18 protein-coding genes are annotated in these 14,587 nt (G+C 72.6%); 5 read left to right on the forward strand and 13 right to left on the reverse strand.

The features are described 5' to 3' along the window. Window positions 1–40: 40 nt before the first annotated feature. The 4 genes from LG324_RS10135 to LG324_RS10150 are packed head-to-tail and all read right to left on the reverse strand — an operon-like array spanning window position 41 to window position 3,012. A complete protein-coding gene (locus LG324_RS10135; protein WP_404347556.1) occupies window positions 41–349 on the reverse strand; it encodes a metal-sensitive transcriptional regulator in 309 nt (102 codons plus the stop codon). Then, on the reverse strand, window positions 342–2,627 hold the full coding sequence (locus LG324_RS10140) for a heavy metal translocating P-type ATPase (RefSeq protein WP_404347559.1): 2,286 nt from the start codon (window positions 2,625–2,627) through the stop codon (window positions 342–344). The genes LG324_RS10135 and LG324_RS10140 overlap by 8 nt, the downstream gene beginning before the upstream one ends. After that, a complete protein-coding gene (locus tag LG324_RS10145) occupies window positions 2,624–2,806 on the reverse strand; it encodes a hypothetical protein (RefSeq protein ID WP_404347561.1) in 183 nt (60 codons plus the stop codon). Before LG324_RS10145 ends, LG324_RS10140 begins: the two co-directional genes overlap by 4 nt. After that, window positions 2,803–3,012: a heavy-metal-associated domain-containing protein gene (locus LG324_RS10150; protein ID WP_030529344.1), complete on the reverse strand. Its 210-nt coding sequence runs from the start codon at window positions 3,010–3,012 to the stop codon at window positions 2,803–2,805. Before LG324_RS10150 ends, LG324_RS10145 begins: the two co-directional genes overlap by 4 nt. 154 nt (window positions 3,013–3,166) lie before the next feature. Between LG324_RS10150 and LG324_RS10155 the strand changes: the two genes are divergently transcribed. Continuing rightward, window positions 3,167–3,766, forward strand: a complete 600-nt coding sequence (locus LG324_RS10155; protein ID WP_404347564.1) for a phosphatase PAP2 family protein — start codon at window positions 3,167–3,169, stop codon at window positions 3,764–3,766. A 7-nt stretch (window positions 3,767–3,773) separates the two neighbouring features. On the opposite strand, the gene LG324_RS10160 is transcribed toward LG324_RS10155, so the two are convergent. After that, window positions 3,774–4,889, reverse strand: coding sequence for a sensor histidine kinase (locus tag LG324_RS10160; protein WP_404347566.1), 1,116 nt, complete (start codon window positions 4,887–4,889; stop codon window positions 3,774–3,776). After that, the gene (locus LG324_RS10165) at window positions 4,886–5,611 is read right to left on the reverse strand and encodes a response regulator (protein WP_404347568.1); all 726 of its coding nucleotides are present in this window, start codon (window positions 5,609–5,611) and stop codon (window positions 4,886–4,888) included. Before LG324_RS10165 ends, LG324_RS10160 begins: the two co-directional genes overlap by 4 nt. A gap of 145 nt (window positions 5,612–5,756) precedes the next feature. Between LG324_RS10165 and LG324_RS10170 the strand changes: the two genes are divergently transcribed. The 3 genes from LG324_RS10170 to LG324_RS10180 all read left to right on the forward strand — a co-directional run bounded on the left by LG324_RS10170 (window position 5,757) and on the right by LG324_RS10180 (window position 8,124). Next, window positions 5,757–5,924 (forward strand): hypothetical protein, encoded by a 168-nt coding sequence (locus LG324_RS10170; RefSeq protein WP_404347570.1) that lies wholly within the window; start codon window positions 5,757–5,759, stop codon window positions 5,922–5,924. Next, on the forward strand, window positions 5,921–7,405 hold the full coding sequence (locus tag LG324_RS10175; protein ID WP_404347573.1) for a multicopper oxidase family protein: 1,485 nt from the start codon (window positions 5,921–5,923) through the stop codon (window positions 7,403–7,405). The genes LG324_RS10170 and LG324_RS10175 overlap by 4 nt, the downstream gene beginning before the upstream one ends. A gap of 110 nt (window positions 7,406–7,515) precedes the next feature. Continuing rightward, the gene (locus tag LG324_RS10180; RefSeq protein ID WP_404347575.1) at window positions 7,516–8,124 is read left to right on the forward strand and encodes a DUF305 domain-containing protein; all 609 of its coding nucleotides are present in this window, start codon (window positions 7,516–7,518) and stop codon (window positions 8,122–8,124) included. A gap of 330 nt (window positions 8,125–8,454) precedes the next feature. Here LG324_RS10180 and LG324_RS10185 read toward each other — a convergent pair whose 3' ends face one another. From LG324_RS10185 to LG324_RS10200, 4 genes are all read right to left on the reverse strand, one after another. After that, a complete protein-coding gene (locus LG324_RS10185) occupies window positions 8,455–8,784 on the reverse strand; it encodes a tyrosine-type recombinase/integrase (RefSeq protein ID WP_404347578.1) in 330 nt (109 codons plus the stop codon). 8 nt (window positions 8,785–8,792) lie between these two features. Further along, window positions 8,793–9,323 (reverse strand): hypothetical protein, encoded by a 531-nt coding sequence (locus LG324_RS10190; RefSeq protein ID WP_404347580.1) that lies wholly within the window; start codon window positions 9,321–9,323, stop codon window positions 8,793–8,795. 516 nt (window positions 9,324–9,839) lie between these two features. Continuing rightward, window positions 9,840–10,499, reverse strand: a complete 660-nt coding sequence (locus LG324_RS10195) for a Type 1 glutamine amidotransferase-like domain-containing protein (protein ID WP_404347582.1) — start codon at window positions 10,497–10,499, stop codon at window positions 9,840–9,842. 88 nt (window positions 10,500–10,587) lie between these two features. Next, on the reverse strand, window positions 10,588–11,268 hold the full coding sequence (locus LG324_RS10200) for a DUF4396 domain-containing protein (protein WP_404347584.1): 681 nt from the start codon (window positions 11,266–11,268) through the stop codon (window positions 10,588–10,590). 209 nt (window positions 11,269–11,477) lie between these two features. On the opposite strand from LG324_RS10200, the gene LG324_RS10205 reads away from it, so the two are divergent. Then, window positions 11,478–11,735: a hypothetical protein gene (locus LG324_RS10205; protein ID WP_215514046.1), complete on the forward strand. Its 258-nt coding sequence runs from the start codon at window positions 11,478–11,480 to the stop codon at window positions 11,733–11,735. A 74-nt stretch (window positions 11,736–11,809) separates the two neighbouring features. On the opposite strand, the gene LG324_RS10210 is transcribed toward LG324_RS10205, so the two are convergent. From LG324_RS10210 to LG324_RS10220, 3 genes are read right to left on the reverse strand one after another with little or no spacing between them, the layout of a single operon-like run. Next, window positions 11,810–12,400, reverse strand: coding sequence for a GerMN domain-containing protein (locus tag LG324_RS10210; protein WP_404347585.1), 591 nt, complete (start codon window positions 12,398–12,400; stop codon window positions 11,810–11,812). Further along, window positions 12,397–13,776 (reverse strand): ATP-binding protein, encoded by a 1,380-nt coding sequence (locus LG324_RS10215; protein WP_404347587.1) that lies wholly within the window; start codon window positions 13,774–13,776, stop codon window positions 12,397–12,399. The genes LG324_RS10210 and LG324_RS10215 overlap by 4 nt, the downstream gene beginning before the upstream one ends. Then, a complete protein-coding gene (locus LG324_RS10220) occupies window positions 13,773–14,483 on the reverse strand; it encodes a response regulator (protein ID WP_404347590.1) in 711 nt (236 codons plus the stop codon). The genes LG324_RS10215 and LG324_RS10220 overlap by 4 nt, the downstream gene beginning before the upstream one ends. Between the last annotated feature and the right edge of the window lie 104 nt (window positions 14,484–14,587).

Consider the following 14,587-nt stretch of genomic DNA (forward strand, 5'->3'; position numbering starts at 1 on the left):
ACCGGCGCGAGTGCGTCGGCACGCGTGGGGTCGGGCGTGGTCACGAGCGCACGAGGCGGCGGATGGCGTCGGAGGCTTCCTTGAGCTTGGCGGCGCCTTGGTCCTCGCCGGCGCGGGCGGCGTCCAGGATGCAGTGGGCGAGGTGGTCGTCCATGAGGCCGAGGGCGACGCCTTCGAGGGCCCGGTTGAGGGCGCTGATCTGGGTGAGGATGTCGATGCAGTACTGCTCCTGCTCGATCATCCGGGCGATGCCGCGGGCCTGGCCCTCGATGCGGCGCATCCGGTTGAGGTAGCCGTCCTTCTCGCTGATGTAGCCGTGGTGGTGCTCGGGGCTGCTGGGCTCAGGCATGGGGGTCCTCGGGGGTGTCGGTGGGCTGGGTGGTGGTGCCGGTGAAGGTGCGCAGGCGCAGGCTGTTGCCGACGACGAAGACGCTGGAGAAAGCCATGGCGGCGCCGGCGAGCATGGGGTTGAGCAGGCCGAGCGCGGCCAGGGGGAGGGCGGCGACGTTGTAGGCGAACGCCCAGAAGAGGTTGGTCTTGATGGTGCGCAGGGTGGCGCGGGAGAGGCGGATGGCATCGACGGCGGAGCGCAGGTCCCCGCGCACGAGGGTGATGTCGGAGGCCTCGATGGCGACGTCGGTGCCGGTACCCATGGCCAGGCCGAGGTCGGCCACGGCGAGGGCAGGGGCGTCGTTGACGCCGTCGCCGACCATCGCGACCGTCTTGCCCTCGGCCTGGAGGCGGGAGACGACCTGGGCCTTGTCTCGGGGGAGCACCTCGGCGATGACCTGCTCGATGCCGACCTGGGCGGCGATGTGCCGGGCGGCGGCCTCGTTGTCGCCGGTGAGCAGGACCGGTGTCAGGCCCATGGCCTGCAGCTCGCGCACGGCCAGATCGCTGGTGGGTTTGACGGTGTCCGCGACGACGAGCAGCGCCCGGGCTTGCCCGTCCCACCCGACGGCGACGACGGTCTTGCCCTCGGACTCGGCGCGCGCCTTGGCCTGCAGGAGCGCGGGGGAGAGGTGCTGGGACCAGTCGGCGAGCAGGGAGGGGCGTCCGACGACGACGGCGTGACCGTCGATGACGCCGTGGACGCCGCGGCCTTCGAGGTTGGTGAAGTCCTCGGGCGTCGGCAGCGGCCCGGTCTCGTCGGCGGCGGCGCGGGCGACGGCCTGGGCGATGGGGTGCTCGGAGGCGGCCTCGAGCGCTCCGGCCAGCCGGAGCGATTCGCGCCGGTCCTGGCCCGGTTCGGTGACGACCTCGGTCAGGGTCATCCGGCCGGTGGTGACGGTGCCGGTCTTGTCCAGCACGACGGTGTCGATCGTGCGGGTCGACTCCAGCACCTCGGGGCCTTTGATGAGGATGCCGAGCTGGGCTCCGCGACCGGTGCCCACCAGCAGGGCCGTGGGGGTGGCCAGGCCGAGGGCGCACGGGCAGGCGATGACCAGGACCGCGACGGCGGCCGTGAAAGCCGCGGAGGCGGGTAGGCCCGCTCCGAGCCAGGCGCCGAGGGTCGCGACGGCGAGGGCGATGACGACGGGGACGAAGACGCCCGAGATGCGGTCGGCCAGGCGCTGCACGGCGGCCTTCCCGGTCTGCGCCTGTTCGACCAGCCGGGCCATCTGGGCCAGCTGGGTGTCGGCGCCGACCCGGGTGGCGCGCACGACGAGGCGACCGCCGGCGTTGACGGTGGCGCCGGCCACGGCGTCCCCGGCGGCGACCTCGACCGGCACCGACTCGCCGGTGAGCATGGAGGCGTCGACGGCGGAGGTCCCGGCGACGACGACGCCGTCGGTGGCGATCTTCTCGCCGGGCCGCACGACGAACTCCTGGCCCGCCGTGAGCTGCTCGACCGGGATCTTGGTCTCGACGCCGTCGCGCAGGAGGGAGACCTCCTTGGCGCCCATCTCCAGCAGTGCGCGAAGGGCGGCGCCGGCCTGGCGCTTCGAGCGCTTCTCGAAGTAGCGCCCGGCGAGGATGAACAGGGTCACCCCGGTGCCGACCTCGAGGTAGATGTTGGCGGCGCCGTCCGAGGGGGCGATGGTCAGCTCGAACGGGTGGGTCATGCCCGGTGTGCCGGCGGTGCCGAGGAAGAGGGCGTAGAGGGACCACAGGAACGCGGCGAGGGTCCCCATGGAGATCAGGGTGTCCATGGTGGCGCTGCCGTGGCGCAGGTTGGCCCATGCTGCGCGGTGGAAGGGCCACGCGGCCCAGAGGATGACCGGGGCCGCGAGGGTGAGGCTGGCCCACTGCCAGTACGTGAACTGCAGCGCGGGGACCATCGACATCGCGATGACAGGGACCGACAGGGCTGCGGCGCCGATCAGCCTGTGGCGCAGCCCGGTCAGCTCGGGGTCTGGTGCGTCCTCGCTCGGCGCGCCTGGGGTGGCGGCCGGCGCCGGCAGGGCCGCGGTGTAGCCGGTCTTCTCGATCTCGGCGACCAGTGCGGCGGGATCGTAGCCCGCGGGGGTGGTGACCGTGGCCTTCTCGGTGGCGTAGTTGACGCTGGCCTGGACGCCGTCGAGCTTGTTCAGCTTGCGCTCGATGCGGTTGGCGCAGGAGGCGCACGTCATGCCGCCGATCTGCAGCTCGATGGACTGGCCCGTCCCGGGTGTGGTGGTGCTCATCGCTCGGACCCTCCGTGCTGGTGCGATGTGGTGGAGGCGGGTGAGTGGGGGGTCTGGCCCTGGTGCTCCCAGCGAGTCACCACGGCCTGCGGGACAAGCGCGCCGGCGGCGGTGAAGGAGGCGACGAAGACCAGGGCCAGGGCGGTCCCGAAGAGCGCCAGCCGGGTGGCGGCGCTCATCGGACGGGCTCGGCGGTGTACCCGGCTTCCTCCACGGCGGCCAGCACCTGCGCCTCGTCGACCTGGTCTCCGCCGACCACGAGCCGCCCGGACGAGGCGTCGACCTCGAGGACCTGGACGCCCGGGAGCTCGCCGACCTCTTCACGGACCGACATCTCGCAGTGCCCGCAGGTCATGCCGGTGACTCGGAACTCGGTGGTGCTCATGGTGTCTACCTCTCGTCGGGATACCCCTACCGGGTACCTGTACAGTTCAACGTATGCCCCAGGGGGGTATTCCGCAAGAGGCTGGTGTCCCACAGGTTCGGCACAGGTGGGAGCGGCACACTGCGGTGTCCCTGTGGAGAAAGGCCGCACCTGCATGCCCACGTCCTCGCTCGACGAGCGGCTCTTCGCCGCGGTCCAGTCCTTCGCCCGCTCGACGCCCTGGCTGCACGGGCCGGCCGTGCTCTTCGCGACCTACGGTGTCGTGCTGTTCGCCGGCCTGGCCCTGTGGGCGCTGCTGCGGGCCCGAGGCTGCAGCGACCGTCGCCTCGCCGCCGCCGGGTGGGTCGCGCTCGGCACGCTCGTGGCCGTGACCGTCAACCAGCCCGTCGCCGCCCTGTTCGGCGAGGCGCGCCCCTACGCGACGCACCCCGGCGCGCTCCTGCTCGTGCAGCGCACCACGGACGTGTCCTTCCCCTCGGACCACGCGACGATGGCCGGCGCCGTCGCTGTCGGTCTCCTAGTCGCCGCACCCCGGCTGGGCCGCTGGGCCGTCGCGGCTGCGGTCGCGATGGCGTTCACGCGCGTCTACGTGGGCGCCCACTACCCGCAGGACGTGCTCGCCGGGCTGCTGCTCGGCGGCCTCGTGGCGGGGGCGGGATGGCTGCTGCTGCGCCGTCCGCTGACCGCGCTGACCGGATGGCTGCGCGGCCGCCCCGTCGTGCGGGAGGTCTTCCGTCCCGTCGCGACCGGCTGACCTCCGGTCAGGCGCGCGGCAGCCGGAGCGCGAAGGTGGCGCCGGTGCCCGCGCCGTGGCTGCGGGCGGTCAGGGTGCCGCCGTGGGCCTCGGCGATGGCGCGGCTGATCGTCAAGCCGATGCCCGAGCCGCCTCCGTCGGCGGCGGTGCGGGAGGTGTCGGCGCGGTAGAAGCGCTCGAAGACGTGGGGCAGGTGCTCGGCGGTGATGCCCTCGCCGTCGTCCACCACGTGCAGGACCGCGTGGGCTCCGTCCTGTGCGGTGCGCACGGTGACGGTGCCCCCGGCCGGCGTGTGCCGCAGGGCGTTGCGCAGGAGGTTGGTCAGAACCTGACCGATGCGCTCGGGGTCGGCGTCGACCGCGAGCGTCGCAGCCGAGGTGTCGGTCCGCAGGGTGACCCCGCGAGCCTCGAAGGCCGCTGCCTCGGTGGCCAGGACGTCGTCGACGAGCGCGTCGAGGTCGACCCGGGCGGGGTGCAGCTCGAGGCGGCCTTCCTGGGCGCGGCTGACGGCCCCGAGGTCGTCGGCGAGGCGGCGCAGCCGGTGGGTGCTCGAGCGCAGCACCGCGAAGGTGGCGGCGTCCGCGGCGACGACGCCGTCCTCGAGCGCCTCGAGGTGGGCCTCGACGGTGGCCAGCGGGGTGCGCAGCTCGTGGCCGAGGTCGCTGAGCATCCGGCGGCGGGTGCCCTCGACCTGCTCCAGGCGGGCACCGAGCTCGTTGATCGTGCTCGACATCCGGTCCAGCTCGACCCCGAGGCCGGAGGCGGGGACGCGCACGTCGTAGCGCCCGGCCGCGACGTCGGCGGCGGCGTCGACGACGCGGCGGGTGGAGCGCTGGACCCGGCGGGTGAACCACACGCTGACGGCGAGCGCGGCACCGACGGAGACCAGCAGGGCGACGCCCATGGCCACGAGGAGCGCGTCGCGGAAGGCCATCTCGAGGTGGTAGGTCTCCGAGCTGCTGGGGTCGGTGCCGGCCTCGAGAAGGTGCTGGTGGAAGAGCCCCGGGCCCACGAGGGAGGCGACGAGGTAGGCGGTGACGGCGCCGGCGACGAGCAGCAGCGCCTGCGCGAGGAGCAGCCGCGCGCCGAAGCCGCGCGTCGCGCGGGGGCGGGACCGGCTCATGCTCCGGGGCCCATCCGGTAGCCGACCCCGCGCACGGTGCGCACGAAGACCGGGTCGGTGGCATCGTCGCCGAGCTTGCGACGCAGGTGCCCCACGTGGACGTCGACGAGGTGCTCGTCGCCGACCCACTCCGGCCCCCACACGGCGTCGATGAGCTGGCGCCGGGAGAAGGCCATCCGTGGGTTGCCGGCGAGGGCGGCCAGGACGTCGAACTCGGTGCGCGTCAGGTGCACCGGTTCCTGGTCCAGCCACACCTCGCGGCCGACGGGGTCGACGGCGAGCCGGCCGACGGTCAGGGCGTGGTCGGTGGGCTCGGGGTGGGTGGGTCGCCGGGGGCGGCGGAACATCACCTGGATGCGGGCGACGAGCTCACGGGGGCTGAACGGCTTGGTCAGGTAGTCGTCGGCGCCGACGGACAGGCCGATGAGGGTGTCGACCTCGTCGTCGCGGGCGGTGACCATGACGACGTAGGCGTCGGAGAAGGTGCGCAGCTGCCGGCAGACCTCGATGCCGTCCAGGCCTGGCAGGCCGAGGTCGAGCACGACGACGTCGGGGTCGACCTCGCGAGCCGCCTCCACGCCGGCCGGGCCGTCGTGGACGACGTGCGCCTCCATCCCGGCGCGCTCCAGGTAGCTGCCGATGAGCCGCGCCATGTGGACTTCGTCCTCGACCACCAGCGCGCGGACCCCCGGTGTGGTCGGGGAGGTCGGGACGCTCGGCATGGAGCGATCGTGTCACGCGACCACCGTCCGCGCGCCCGGGTGCGGGTACCCCCGGCGGGCATCTTCATCGAACCTTCACGCCACCTCGACGGGACCGTCGGGCTCGGCGCCAACCCTTGGTGAGGAGACGAAGGAGATGGTCCCGATGATGAACGGGTTCGCGGGCACCGGCTGGGTGATGTGGCTGGTGATGGGTGGCGTGGTCACCGCGCTGTGGGTCCTGGTGGTCCTCGCCGTCGTGGCGCTGGTGCGCCCCGGCGCGCGGGCCGCGCTCGACGAGACCGCCTCGCAAAACACGGTGGCGCGTCGATGAGCGCCACCCGCCGCAGCGTGCTCACCGGTGGGCTCGGCCTGCTGGGCCTGGGCGCGCTGAGCGCGTGCGGGGGCGGCGCCCGGCCGGTCGGGCCCCGCTCGGCCGCGGTAGCCTCGACCGAGGCTGCCCGCCACGCCCGGGGACTGGTCACCACCTCGCTGCGCGCCGCCCCGGCCACCGTCGACCTCGGCGGCGTCGTCGTCGACACCTGGGCCTTCGGGGACACGGTGCCCGGGCCGACACTGCGCGTCGACGCAGGCCAGGTCCTGCGCGTCGACGTGCGCAACGACCTGCCCGCCGACACCTCGGTGCACTGGCACGGCATCCGGCTGCGCAACGACATGGACGGCGTGCCGATGATGACGCAGGACGCGATCCGCCCGGGTGGGGCCTTTCGGTACGAGTTCACCGTGCCGGACCCCGGTACCTACTTCTTCCACCCCCACGTCGGCGTCCAGCTCGACCGTGGCCTGTACGGCGTCCTCGTCGTCGAGGACCCGCACGAGCCCGGCCGCTACGACGACGAGTGGGTCCTCGTCCTCGACGACTGGGTCGACGGCACCGGGCGCACCCCGGACGACGTGCTGGCCGGGCTGACCACCGGATCCGGTTCGGCCGACGCCTCCGGAGGGCACGGCATGGGTGGCTCGATGAGCGGCATGGGGGGCATGGGCTCCGGTGGGATGGGTGGGATGTCCGGCGGCGGCGGTGACGTCGTCTACCCCCACTACCTCGTCAACGGACGCGTCCCGGACGACCCGGACGTCCTGCGCGCCCGACCCGGCGACCGCATCCGCCTGCGCGTCGTCAACGCCGCCTCGGACACCGTCTTCCGGCTCTCCCTCGACGGCCACCACCTGACGGTCACCCACAGCGACGGCTGGCCCGTGGAGCCCGTCAAGGGCGACGCGCTCCTCATCGCGATGGGCGAGCGCTACGACCTGCTCGTCACCCTCGGCGACGGCGCCTTCCCGCTGACGGCGACCCCCGAGGGCAAGGACGGGCAGGCCCTGGCCCTCGTGCGGACCGCGAGCGGCACGCCCTCGGCCTCCGCAGCGGCGACCACCACGTTCGGCACCGTCCTTTCGCTGGAGAGCCTGCGCCCGCTGGCGGGGACCACGCTCGCCGCCCGCGAGAGTGACCGCACGCACGACCTGGCGCTCTCCGGATCGATGAACCCCTACCGCTGGACCATCAACGGCCGCAGCTTCCCCGACACCGACCCCCTCGAGGTCCGCTCGAGCGAGCGGGTCTCGCTGGCCGTGAGCAACATGTCGATGATGGTCCACCCCTTCCACCTGCACGGGCACACCTTCTCCGTGCGCGGCAGCGGGGTCCGCAAGGACACGGTCCTGCTGCGACCGATGCAGCGTCTCGTGCTGGACCTCGACGCCGACAACCCCGGCCAGTGGGCCGCCCACTGCCACAACGCCTACCACGCCGAGACCGGCATGATGACCACGCTCGGCTACGTCACCTGACCGGGCTGCGGTCGAGCTTCTTCACCGAACCTTCATGAAGCCTTCGGGGAACGACCGCACGCCCGCGAGACGGTGGGGACGTTCCCGTTCTCCACCACCGAAGGACACCCGTGCCCTCCACCACCCGTCGTCTCGCCCTCGGCGCCGTCGCCCTCACCGCCGCGACCCTGCTCGCCGCCTGCGGCTCCGACACCGACCACTCCGACATGCCGGGTATGACCGGGATGTCCAGCTCCAGCGCGTCCGCCACGGCCGGCGGTTCCTCGGCCCAGGGCGCGCCCGGCGACGTGATGTTCGCGCAGATGATGATCCCGCACCACCAGCAGGCCGTCGAGATGGCCGACCTCGCCCTCGACGCCAAGGCCGACGCCTCCAAGCAGGTGCGCGCCCTCGCCACCGACATCAAGGCCGCCCAGGACCCCGAGATCCAGACCATGCAGGGCTGGCTCAGCTCCTGGGGCGCCCCCGCCAGCGCCGGCATGGACCACGGCATGCCCGGCATGATGGGCGAGACCGAGATGGCCTCGCTCAAGGACGCCACCGGCACCGACTTCGACCGTCAGTGGCTCACCATGATGATCGCCCACCACGAAGGCGCCATCACCATGGCCCAGGACGTCCTCAGCAGCACCAAGGACGCCGAGGTTCGCACCCTTGCCGAGGCCATCATCGAGGCACAGCAGCAGGAGATCACCACCATGCAGGACCTTCTCGGCTGACCCAGCCCGTGCGAACGGGGCCCCACCGCGACGGTGGGGCCCCGTTCGCGCAGTCACGGTGCTGGGATGTCGAGTTGGCCTTGATCGGGCCGTCGCGGGGTCAGCTGTCGTCGCGGGGACTCGAGGTCTCTTGGACGCGATCATGGGGGTGTGGCGCACCGTGAGAGCCGGGCGGCCTTCCAGGCGGGGCGAGCCGAGTGGGTATGCACGGGGTCTCGAGTGATATGCGTGCAGCTCACAGATAATGATTGACAGTGACCCTCGGGCAGAACTCCACCTGTTGCAGGGCACGCCCCTCCAGGGGTCGGCTAATGGACCAGCGGCGGCCGTTCACGCAGTCATGGTGCTGCCGAAGTGGATGTCGGAGAACGCGGCGGCGGTGAGTTCGTCCATGCGACTTTGGGTGGCTCGGACGTATCGCTCGGCTGCTTGGGTCGAACTGTCCCCAAGGAACAGTTTGACCTCTGCGACATGCGCTCCCCGCTGAGCCATGCGGGTCGCTCCTGTTGCGCGCAGGTCATGGAAGTTGATCGGCCTGCCGACCGCGTTGCGCACGGCGGCCCACCCGCCTCTGCCCTTGCGAAAGGTGGTCTCAGAGAGCCATCCACCGTCATCGGCGGGGAAGAGCAGTCCGTTTCGCCCGACGATCCAGGTGTCCATGTGATGCGTCAACACCTCGAGCACGGGTACGGGAATCCGCTGGTCTCGCCTGCCGCTTGGCTCTTGGGGCCCTTCTCGTAGCGACGTCCATTGGGCCCGGTACCGATGGCTCGCGTCACTCGGACGACGGGGACCTTGGCCTTCAGCTCGATGTCCGAGCGGCGCAGCGCGATGATCTCTCCGAAGCGGAGGCCACAGCCGAGAGCGAGCGCGACCATGGCTCGCCACTCGGGGCGGATGGTGGTAAGGATGAGGCGCAGGTCGTCGTCGTCGATCACTTCGGTCCGGGACTTCGACCGGCGGCCAATGGAGCCGGCTCCGTCGATCTTGAAGGGGTTGATGGCCCCCGGAAGGACACCGTCGGCTGCGGTTGCGCTTCGCATGATGGCTGAGCCCAACGCGTAGCACTCCCGAGTGGTTTTGGGTTTGTCGTGGGGGAGGCTCTGCTCGTACCAGCGAAGGACGACCGTCGGTGTGATTTCGTCGAGAGAGAGTGGACCCAGGGAGGGCAAGAGGTACTTCCTGCCCTCTATCGTCACGCACGAGGGCATAGTCGTGTGTCACCGGCCATCATCGATCGTCGAGCCGCCTCCCACCCGCTGATGCGAAAGGACTGTCGCTACGCGGCGGAATGCCGCAGGCCAATAGAGGCCCTTCACATCGCGCTGGCGACTTGGGACACTCGGCCATGGAGATGTCCGGGTCTGAGATTGCAGCACTTGTCGGGGTGGCCGTACTTTTGAACGGTCTTGGGGTGCTGGCTTGGCGCCGAGGCTTGGTAGGCCGGTGGTTCCTGTGGGTGCTCGGGCTTGCGCTGCTCGCGGTTCCTGTCGACCCAATGCAGTTTCCTGGCGTGGGTGCAGCTGGATGCCTTGTCGCGCTTGCCCTCGCCCCGGTCGGTCCCGTTGCACTCTTGCGGCATCGCGCGAATCGCAAGCCGTTGCCAGCCCGCTAGCTCGCGCTCTACGCGGCGGTGTGCAACGGGTTGGCTCATCGGCCCCCGACGAGTCTCTGACGCAGCAGTTTGCGTTCCTGCGCCGCACGGGCAGGGACGGTTACGGCAGCCTCACCCAGGTGCCCTCGGAGACGACGTCGACAGAGTCGCCCACGACGGTGAGGGCTGTTTGGTCGTCGATGACGTAGGCCGGTCCGCCGATCGCGGTGGCCCACTGCTCGGCGTCGGCCATCGTGTTCGTCGGAAAGACGTCGAGGTGTGGGAAGAGGGAGAAGTCGACGAGCCCCAGCGTCCGGTCGTCGGGGGCGTCCGCCCACGCCACGAACTCGGACCCGATGCGCGGGGTCAGCACCATGCTGCCGGCGCTCACACCGACCCAGACCGTGTCCGTCAGCGAGGGCAGCAGGTCGGCGAGCCCGGACGTGCGCATCCAGTGGGCCAGGTACGTCGCGTCGCCGCCGTCGACGAGCAGGACGTCCGCGTCCCGCACCCACGGCAGCCAGCGGTCCTCACCGATGCTCGGCAGCGCGGTCAGCTCGAGGACGCCCACCGAGGCCCAGCCCAGCGCGGTGAGACCCACCCCGTGGCGCTCGCCCGTGACGAACCCCCGGACCGAGGCGGGCCCGCACATCGGGTGACCCCACTGCGCCGTGGGGACGGCCAGGGCCGTGCACTCGTCGATCGGCCTGTCCAGCAGGCCGACCAGCGCATTGCGGATGCTCGGGTTCGTGACGCCTCCGGAGGTGAGGAGCAGCTTCACGGGGTCTCCCGTCGGATGGTCGGTCGGGGTGGGTCGGTGTGCAGACCGGTACCGGTCGCCGGACTCATCGGCGTCGCCGCCGGCTGCGTCACATGCGCTCCTTGACGCCCCGGCGGACCAGCCACCAGTTCATCGGGTACGCCGTGGCGAAGCCGGCGAGCATCGCCAGCTGCATCGCGCACCAGAAGACGGGCGAGGACGCCTCGGGCCGCGCGCCGAGCAGCGGCTGGAGGACCCCGAACACGAGCAGCGCCATCATCCCGTACATGCCCACCTGCCACGCGGTGAGCGAGAGCGCGTCGGCCTTGAGGGCGGCGAGCAGCCCACGGCCGGGGGAGAGGTCACGCATCGGCACGATCGCGAAGTACTGGAACGCGATACCGATGGCGAAGGCGGCGACGAAGTCGAGCCCCCAGACGGCGAACATCCGGTCGGGGAGGAGACCGGGGTACCCGAACGGGACGAGCACGGAGGGCACGAGGAACGCGGTCGTCTCCGCGACCACGTCGCCCAGGGTGCAGCCCGCGCCGCAGTGCAGCGCCCCCTTGCCGACCGAGACCGCCATCGTCGACTCGTCGTCCACCCCGGCACGCCCGTGGCGGCGGTAGAACCAGAGCGCGGCGACGCTGCCGAACAGGGCCGTCACCGGCCAGACCACCGCCATCACGCCCATGCGGGGCGGCCGGCGGACGACGTCGACGGCGATCCACACGCCGCAGGCCAGCGCCAGGACGAGGGAGAGGGAGACGGCGGTCAGCCAGGTGGGCACGGGGCTCCTCGAGGTGCGGACGGTGGGACGGCGACCCGACCGTGATACCCCCGCCACCGGGCGTCGGAACGGTTGCGTGACATCCCGAGCGCGTTCGTCACGCAACCGCAAAGAAGCCGTCCGGTCGCTCGCAGCATCCCGCTGCCAATGTGGAGGGGTCAGACCGACCCGCCCACACGGAGCGGGTCCGAGCGAGACAGGGAGTTGACATGACCACCGGTTCCATCGTCCTCGAGACCAGCGACACCATCGACGAGCGCACGTCGCACGCCCTCGCCGCTGCCCAGCTCAAGGGGGAGTCGCGCGCCAAGGGACGCCGGCCGCGCCAGGTGGTCGAGTCCATCGCCCGCGAGATCCGGGGGATCGGGCTGCATCCGAACCTCACCGAGCTCTCGCGGCGCTACCAGGCGGGCGCTCCGCGCCTGCCTGGCTGGATCTCCGACGCGCCGGCCACCCGGGAGGCCTGAGGGAGCGCTCGGGATCCGGGCAGGGGACGGCCCGGGGTCGGACGGTGGAGGCTCAGCCGCTCGGCTCCGGGCCGTCAGCGTGTCGTCGCGGAGGTGACCGAGCGGTAGTCCTCGGCCGTCAGGGGGCGGTCGACGAGCGCGCCGCCGGGGACCGGTGCGGCGAGGGGCTGCCCACCGGAGGTCAGTGTCACCTCGTCCACGCCGGGCACCGAGGTCACCGTCAGCACGAGCTGGCCGACCGCCAGGGTGAGCCGACCGGCCCCCGGCGGCAGGTCCTTGGTGCCGATGTCGACGACCGCCCTGCGCCCGGACAGGGCCACGAGGGAGACGGGCACGTCGGGTCCCAGGGCGGAGGAGCGGCCGGCCGCCCGGTCGTCCTCGGTCGGACCCGCGGTCAGGCGGGCCAGCGTGCGCCGCACGGTGTCCGCGGTGGACGAGCCCGGCGACACCGGCGAGGTCGGCACGAGGGCGTCTCCCCGCACGAGGAACGCGCGCCCTCCGCCGCGGTCCGCCTCGGTCGGCGACGGCTCGGGCGCCTGCGAGGGCGCGAGCAGGTCGTAGGGCACGCTCTCGAGCGTGGTCGCCGGCGAGCTGCGTGGGGCGCCGCAGCCGGCCAGCAGGACGGCAGCGGTGAGGAGGAGCGCCGCGCGGCGCCGGCCCGTCATGCCCCGGCCCCCGACGACGGCGCGAGCGGCAGGCCGAGCACGAAGGTGGCGCCGCCGCCCGATGTCTCCTCGCAGCGGACCCAGCCCTCGTGCGCCCGGGCGATCTCCGCGACGAGGCTGAGCCCCAGCCCCGAGCCGGGTGCTGACCCCCGCGACCCGACCCGTGCGAAGCGCTCGAACACCCGCTCGCGCTCCGACGGCGGTACACCGGGCCCCCGGTCGACGACGCGCACGAGGACGAGGGAGTCCTCGCGGCGCAGCTCCAGCCGCTCGGCGCCGCCGCCGTGCAGGTCGGCGTTGTCGAGGAGGTTGACGACGGCGCGGTGGAGCTGGGCCTTGCTGCCGAGGACCGGGCCGAGGCCTGCGTCGGTGTCGACCGGGACGTCGGGGCGCGACGTCTCCGCGAGGGTGTGGCGCACCAGCTCCTCGAGGTCGACCGGCTCCGGCTCCCGCTCGAGCACCCCTGCGTCGAGGCGTCCCAGCTCGAGCAGGTGCTCGAGCGAGCGGTGGAGGCGACGCACCTCACGCCGGACGAGCTGCGTGGCGGCCCGCCGACGCTCGGTGTCCCCCTCGGGCGCGGCGTCGAGGACGTCGATGCTCGTCATCAGCGTCGTGACCGGGGAGCGCAGCTCGTGCGCGACGTCGGCGGCGAACCGCGCGTCGCGCTGCATGCGCTCGTCGAGCGCCTCGACCATCGTGTTGAACGACCCGACGATGACGGCGAGGTCCGGGTCCGAGGTGCGGGGCAGCCGCGTCGTCATCCGACCGGCGGCGATGGCGGCCGCGGCGGACGCCACGTCGCGCAGCGGCGCCACCACGCGGCGGGACGCGGCGCCACCGAGCAGCGCCCCGGCCGCGGCCGTCACGAGGGCGAAGGAGCCGAGGACGACCGCGAGCGTGCGCAGGGTCGACTCGAGCTCGGTCGTGGGGGAGAGCTCGTAGAACTGCACGCCGACGGCCGGGACGGGGACGCCGACCACGACCGCGGGCTCCCCACGCACCACCGTCCACGCGCGGGCGGCCGTGCCGTCGGCCACCAGCCCGCGCACGCGGTCCGGCACGTCGTCGGCACCGGTCTCGAGCGAGGAGGTGAACCACTGCCCACCGCGGTTGACGACGACGACGGCCCCCGGGGGCGGCGAGGTCTCGTCGAGGACGTCGCTCACCGAGGCCCCCGCGGTCAGCAGGCCCTCGCGCACGAGCGAGGCGTCGACGAAGGCCTGCCGGGCGGCCGTCGCCTCGCGCTGGCCGACGAGGTAGTGCCGGGCCGTCAGGTAGGTGCCGGCGGCGAGCAGCGCGGACACCGTGAGGGCGAGCAGGGCGAAGGACGCCGCGGAGGTGGCGCGGATGCCGAGGACGGGCAGCGTCGGCCTCACCCGGGGTCCAGCCGGTAGCCGAGGCCGCGCACCGTGACGAGCAGCGTCGGCTCCGATGGGTCGGCCTCGATCTTCGTGCGCAGGCGCCGGACGTGGACGTCGACGATGCGCTCGTCCCCGAAGTAGCCGCGGTCCCAGACCCGGTCGAGCAGGACCTGCCGGCTGAGGACGCGCCCGGCGGACTCGGCGAGCTCGCGCAGCAGGTGGTACTCCGTCACCGTCACGTGGACCTCGTCGTCACCGCGGCGGACGCGGCCCGCGAGGGTGTCGAGGACGAGCGGTCCGTGGGCGGCGTCGAGGACCACGACACCACCGGGCGGGGAGGCGGGTGCCGGCGCCGCCATCGGGGGCCGTCGCCGCAGGGCCCGCAGCCGCGCCCCGACCTCCTTGATCTCGAAGGGCTTGGTCACGTAGTCGTCGGCACCGGCCTCGAGGGCCGCGACGATGTCGTGCGTGTCGGCCTTGGCGCTGATGACGATGATCGGCACGTCCGAGCGCCGGCGGATCTCGCGGACGAAGCCGAAGCCGTCCATCCCGCCGAGCATGAGGTCGACGAGGAAGACGTCGACCTCGGCGAGCGACGGCTCCTGGAGGGCGTCCTCGGCGCTGGCGTGCGCGACGACGGCGTAGCCCTCGTCCTCGAGCGCCATCGACAGCGACGTGCGGATGCCGTCGTCGTCGTCGAGCACCAGGAGCCTCACGGACATCCCGGCAGTCTGCCAGCACGCGACGCCCGGACCGCCTCGTGAGGGCGGTCGGCCGTCAGTCGTCACACGACTGCAAAGAAGCGGGCCGTCCCGTCGTCATCCCG

Source organism: Phycicoccus jejuensis, from assembly GCF_044797865.1.
Lineage (GTDB): Bacteria > Actinomycetota > Actinomycetes > Actinomycetales > Dermatophilaceae > Phycicoccus > Phycicoccus jejuensis.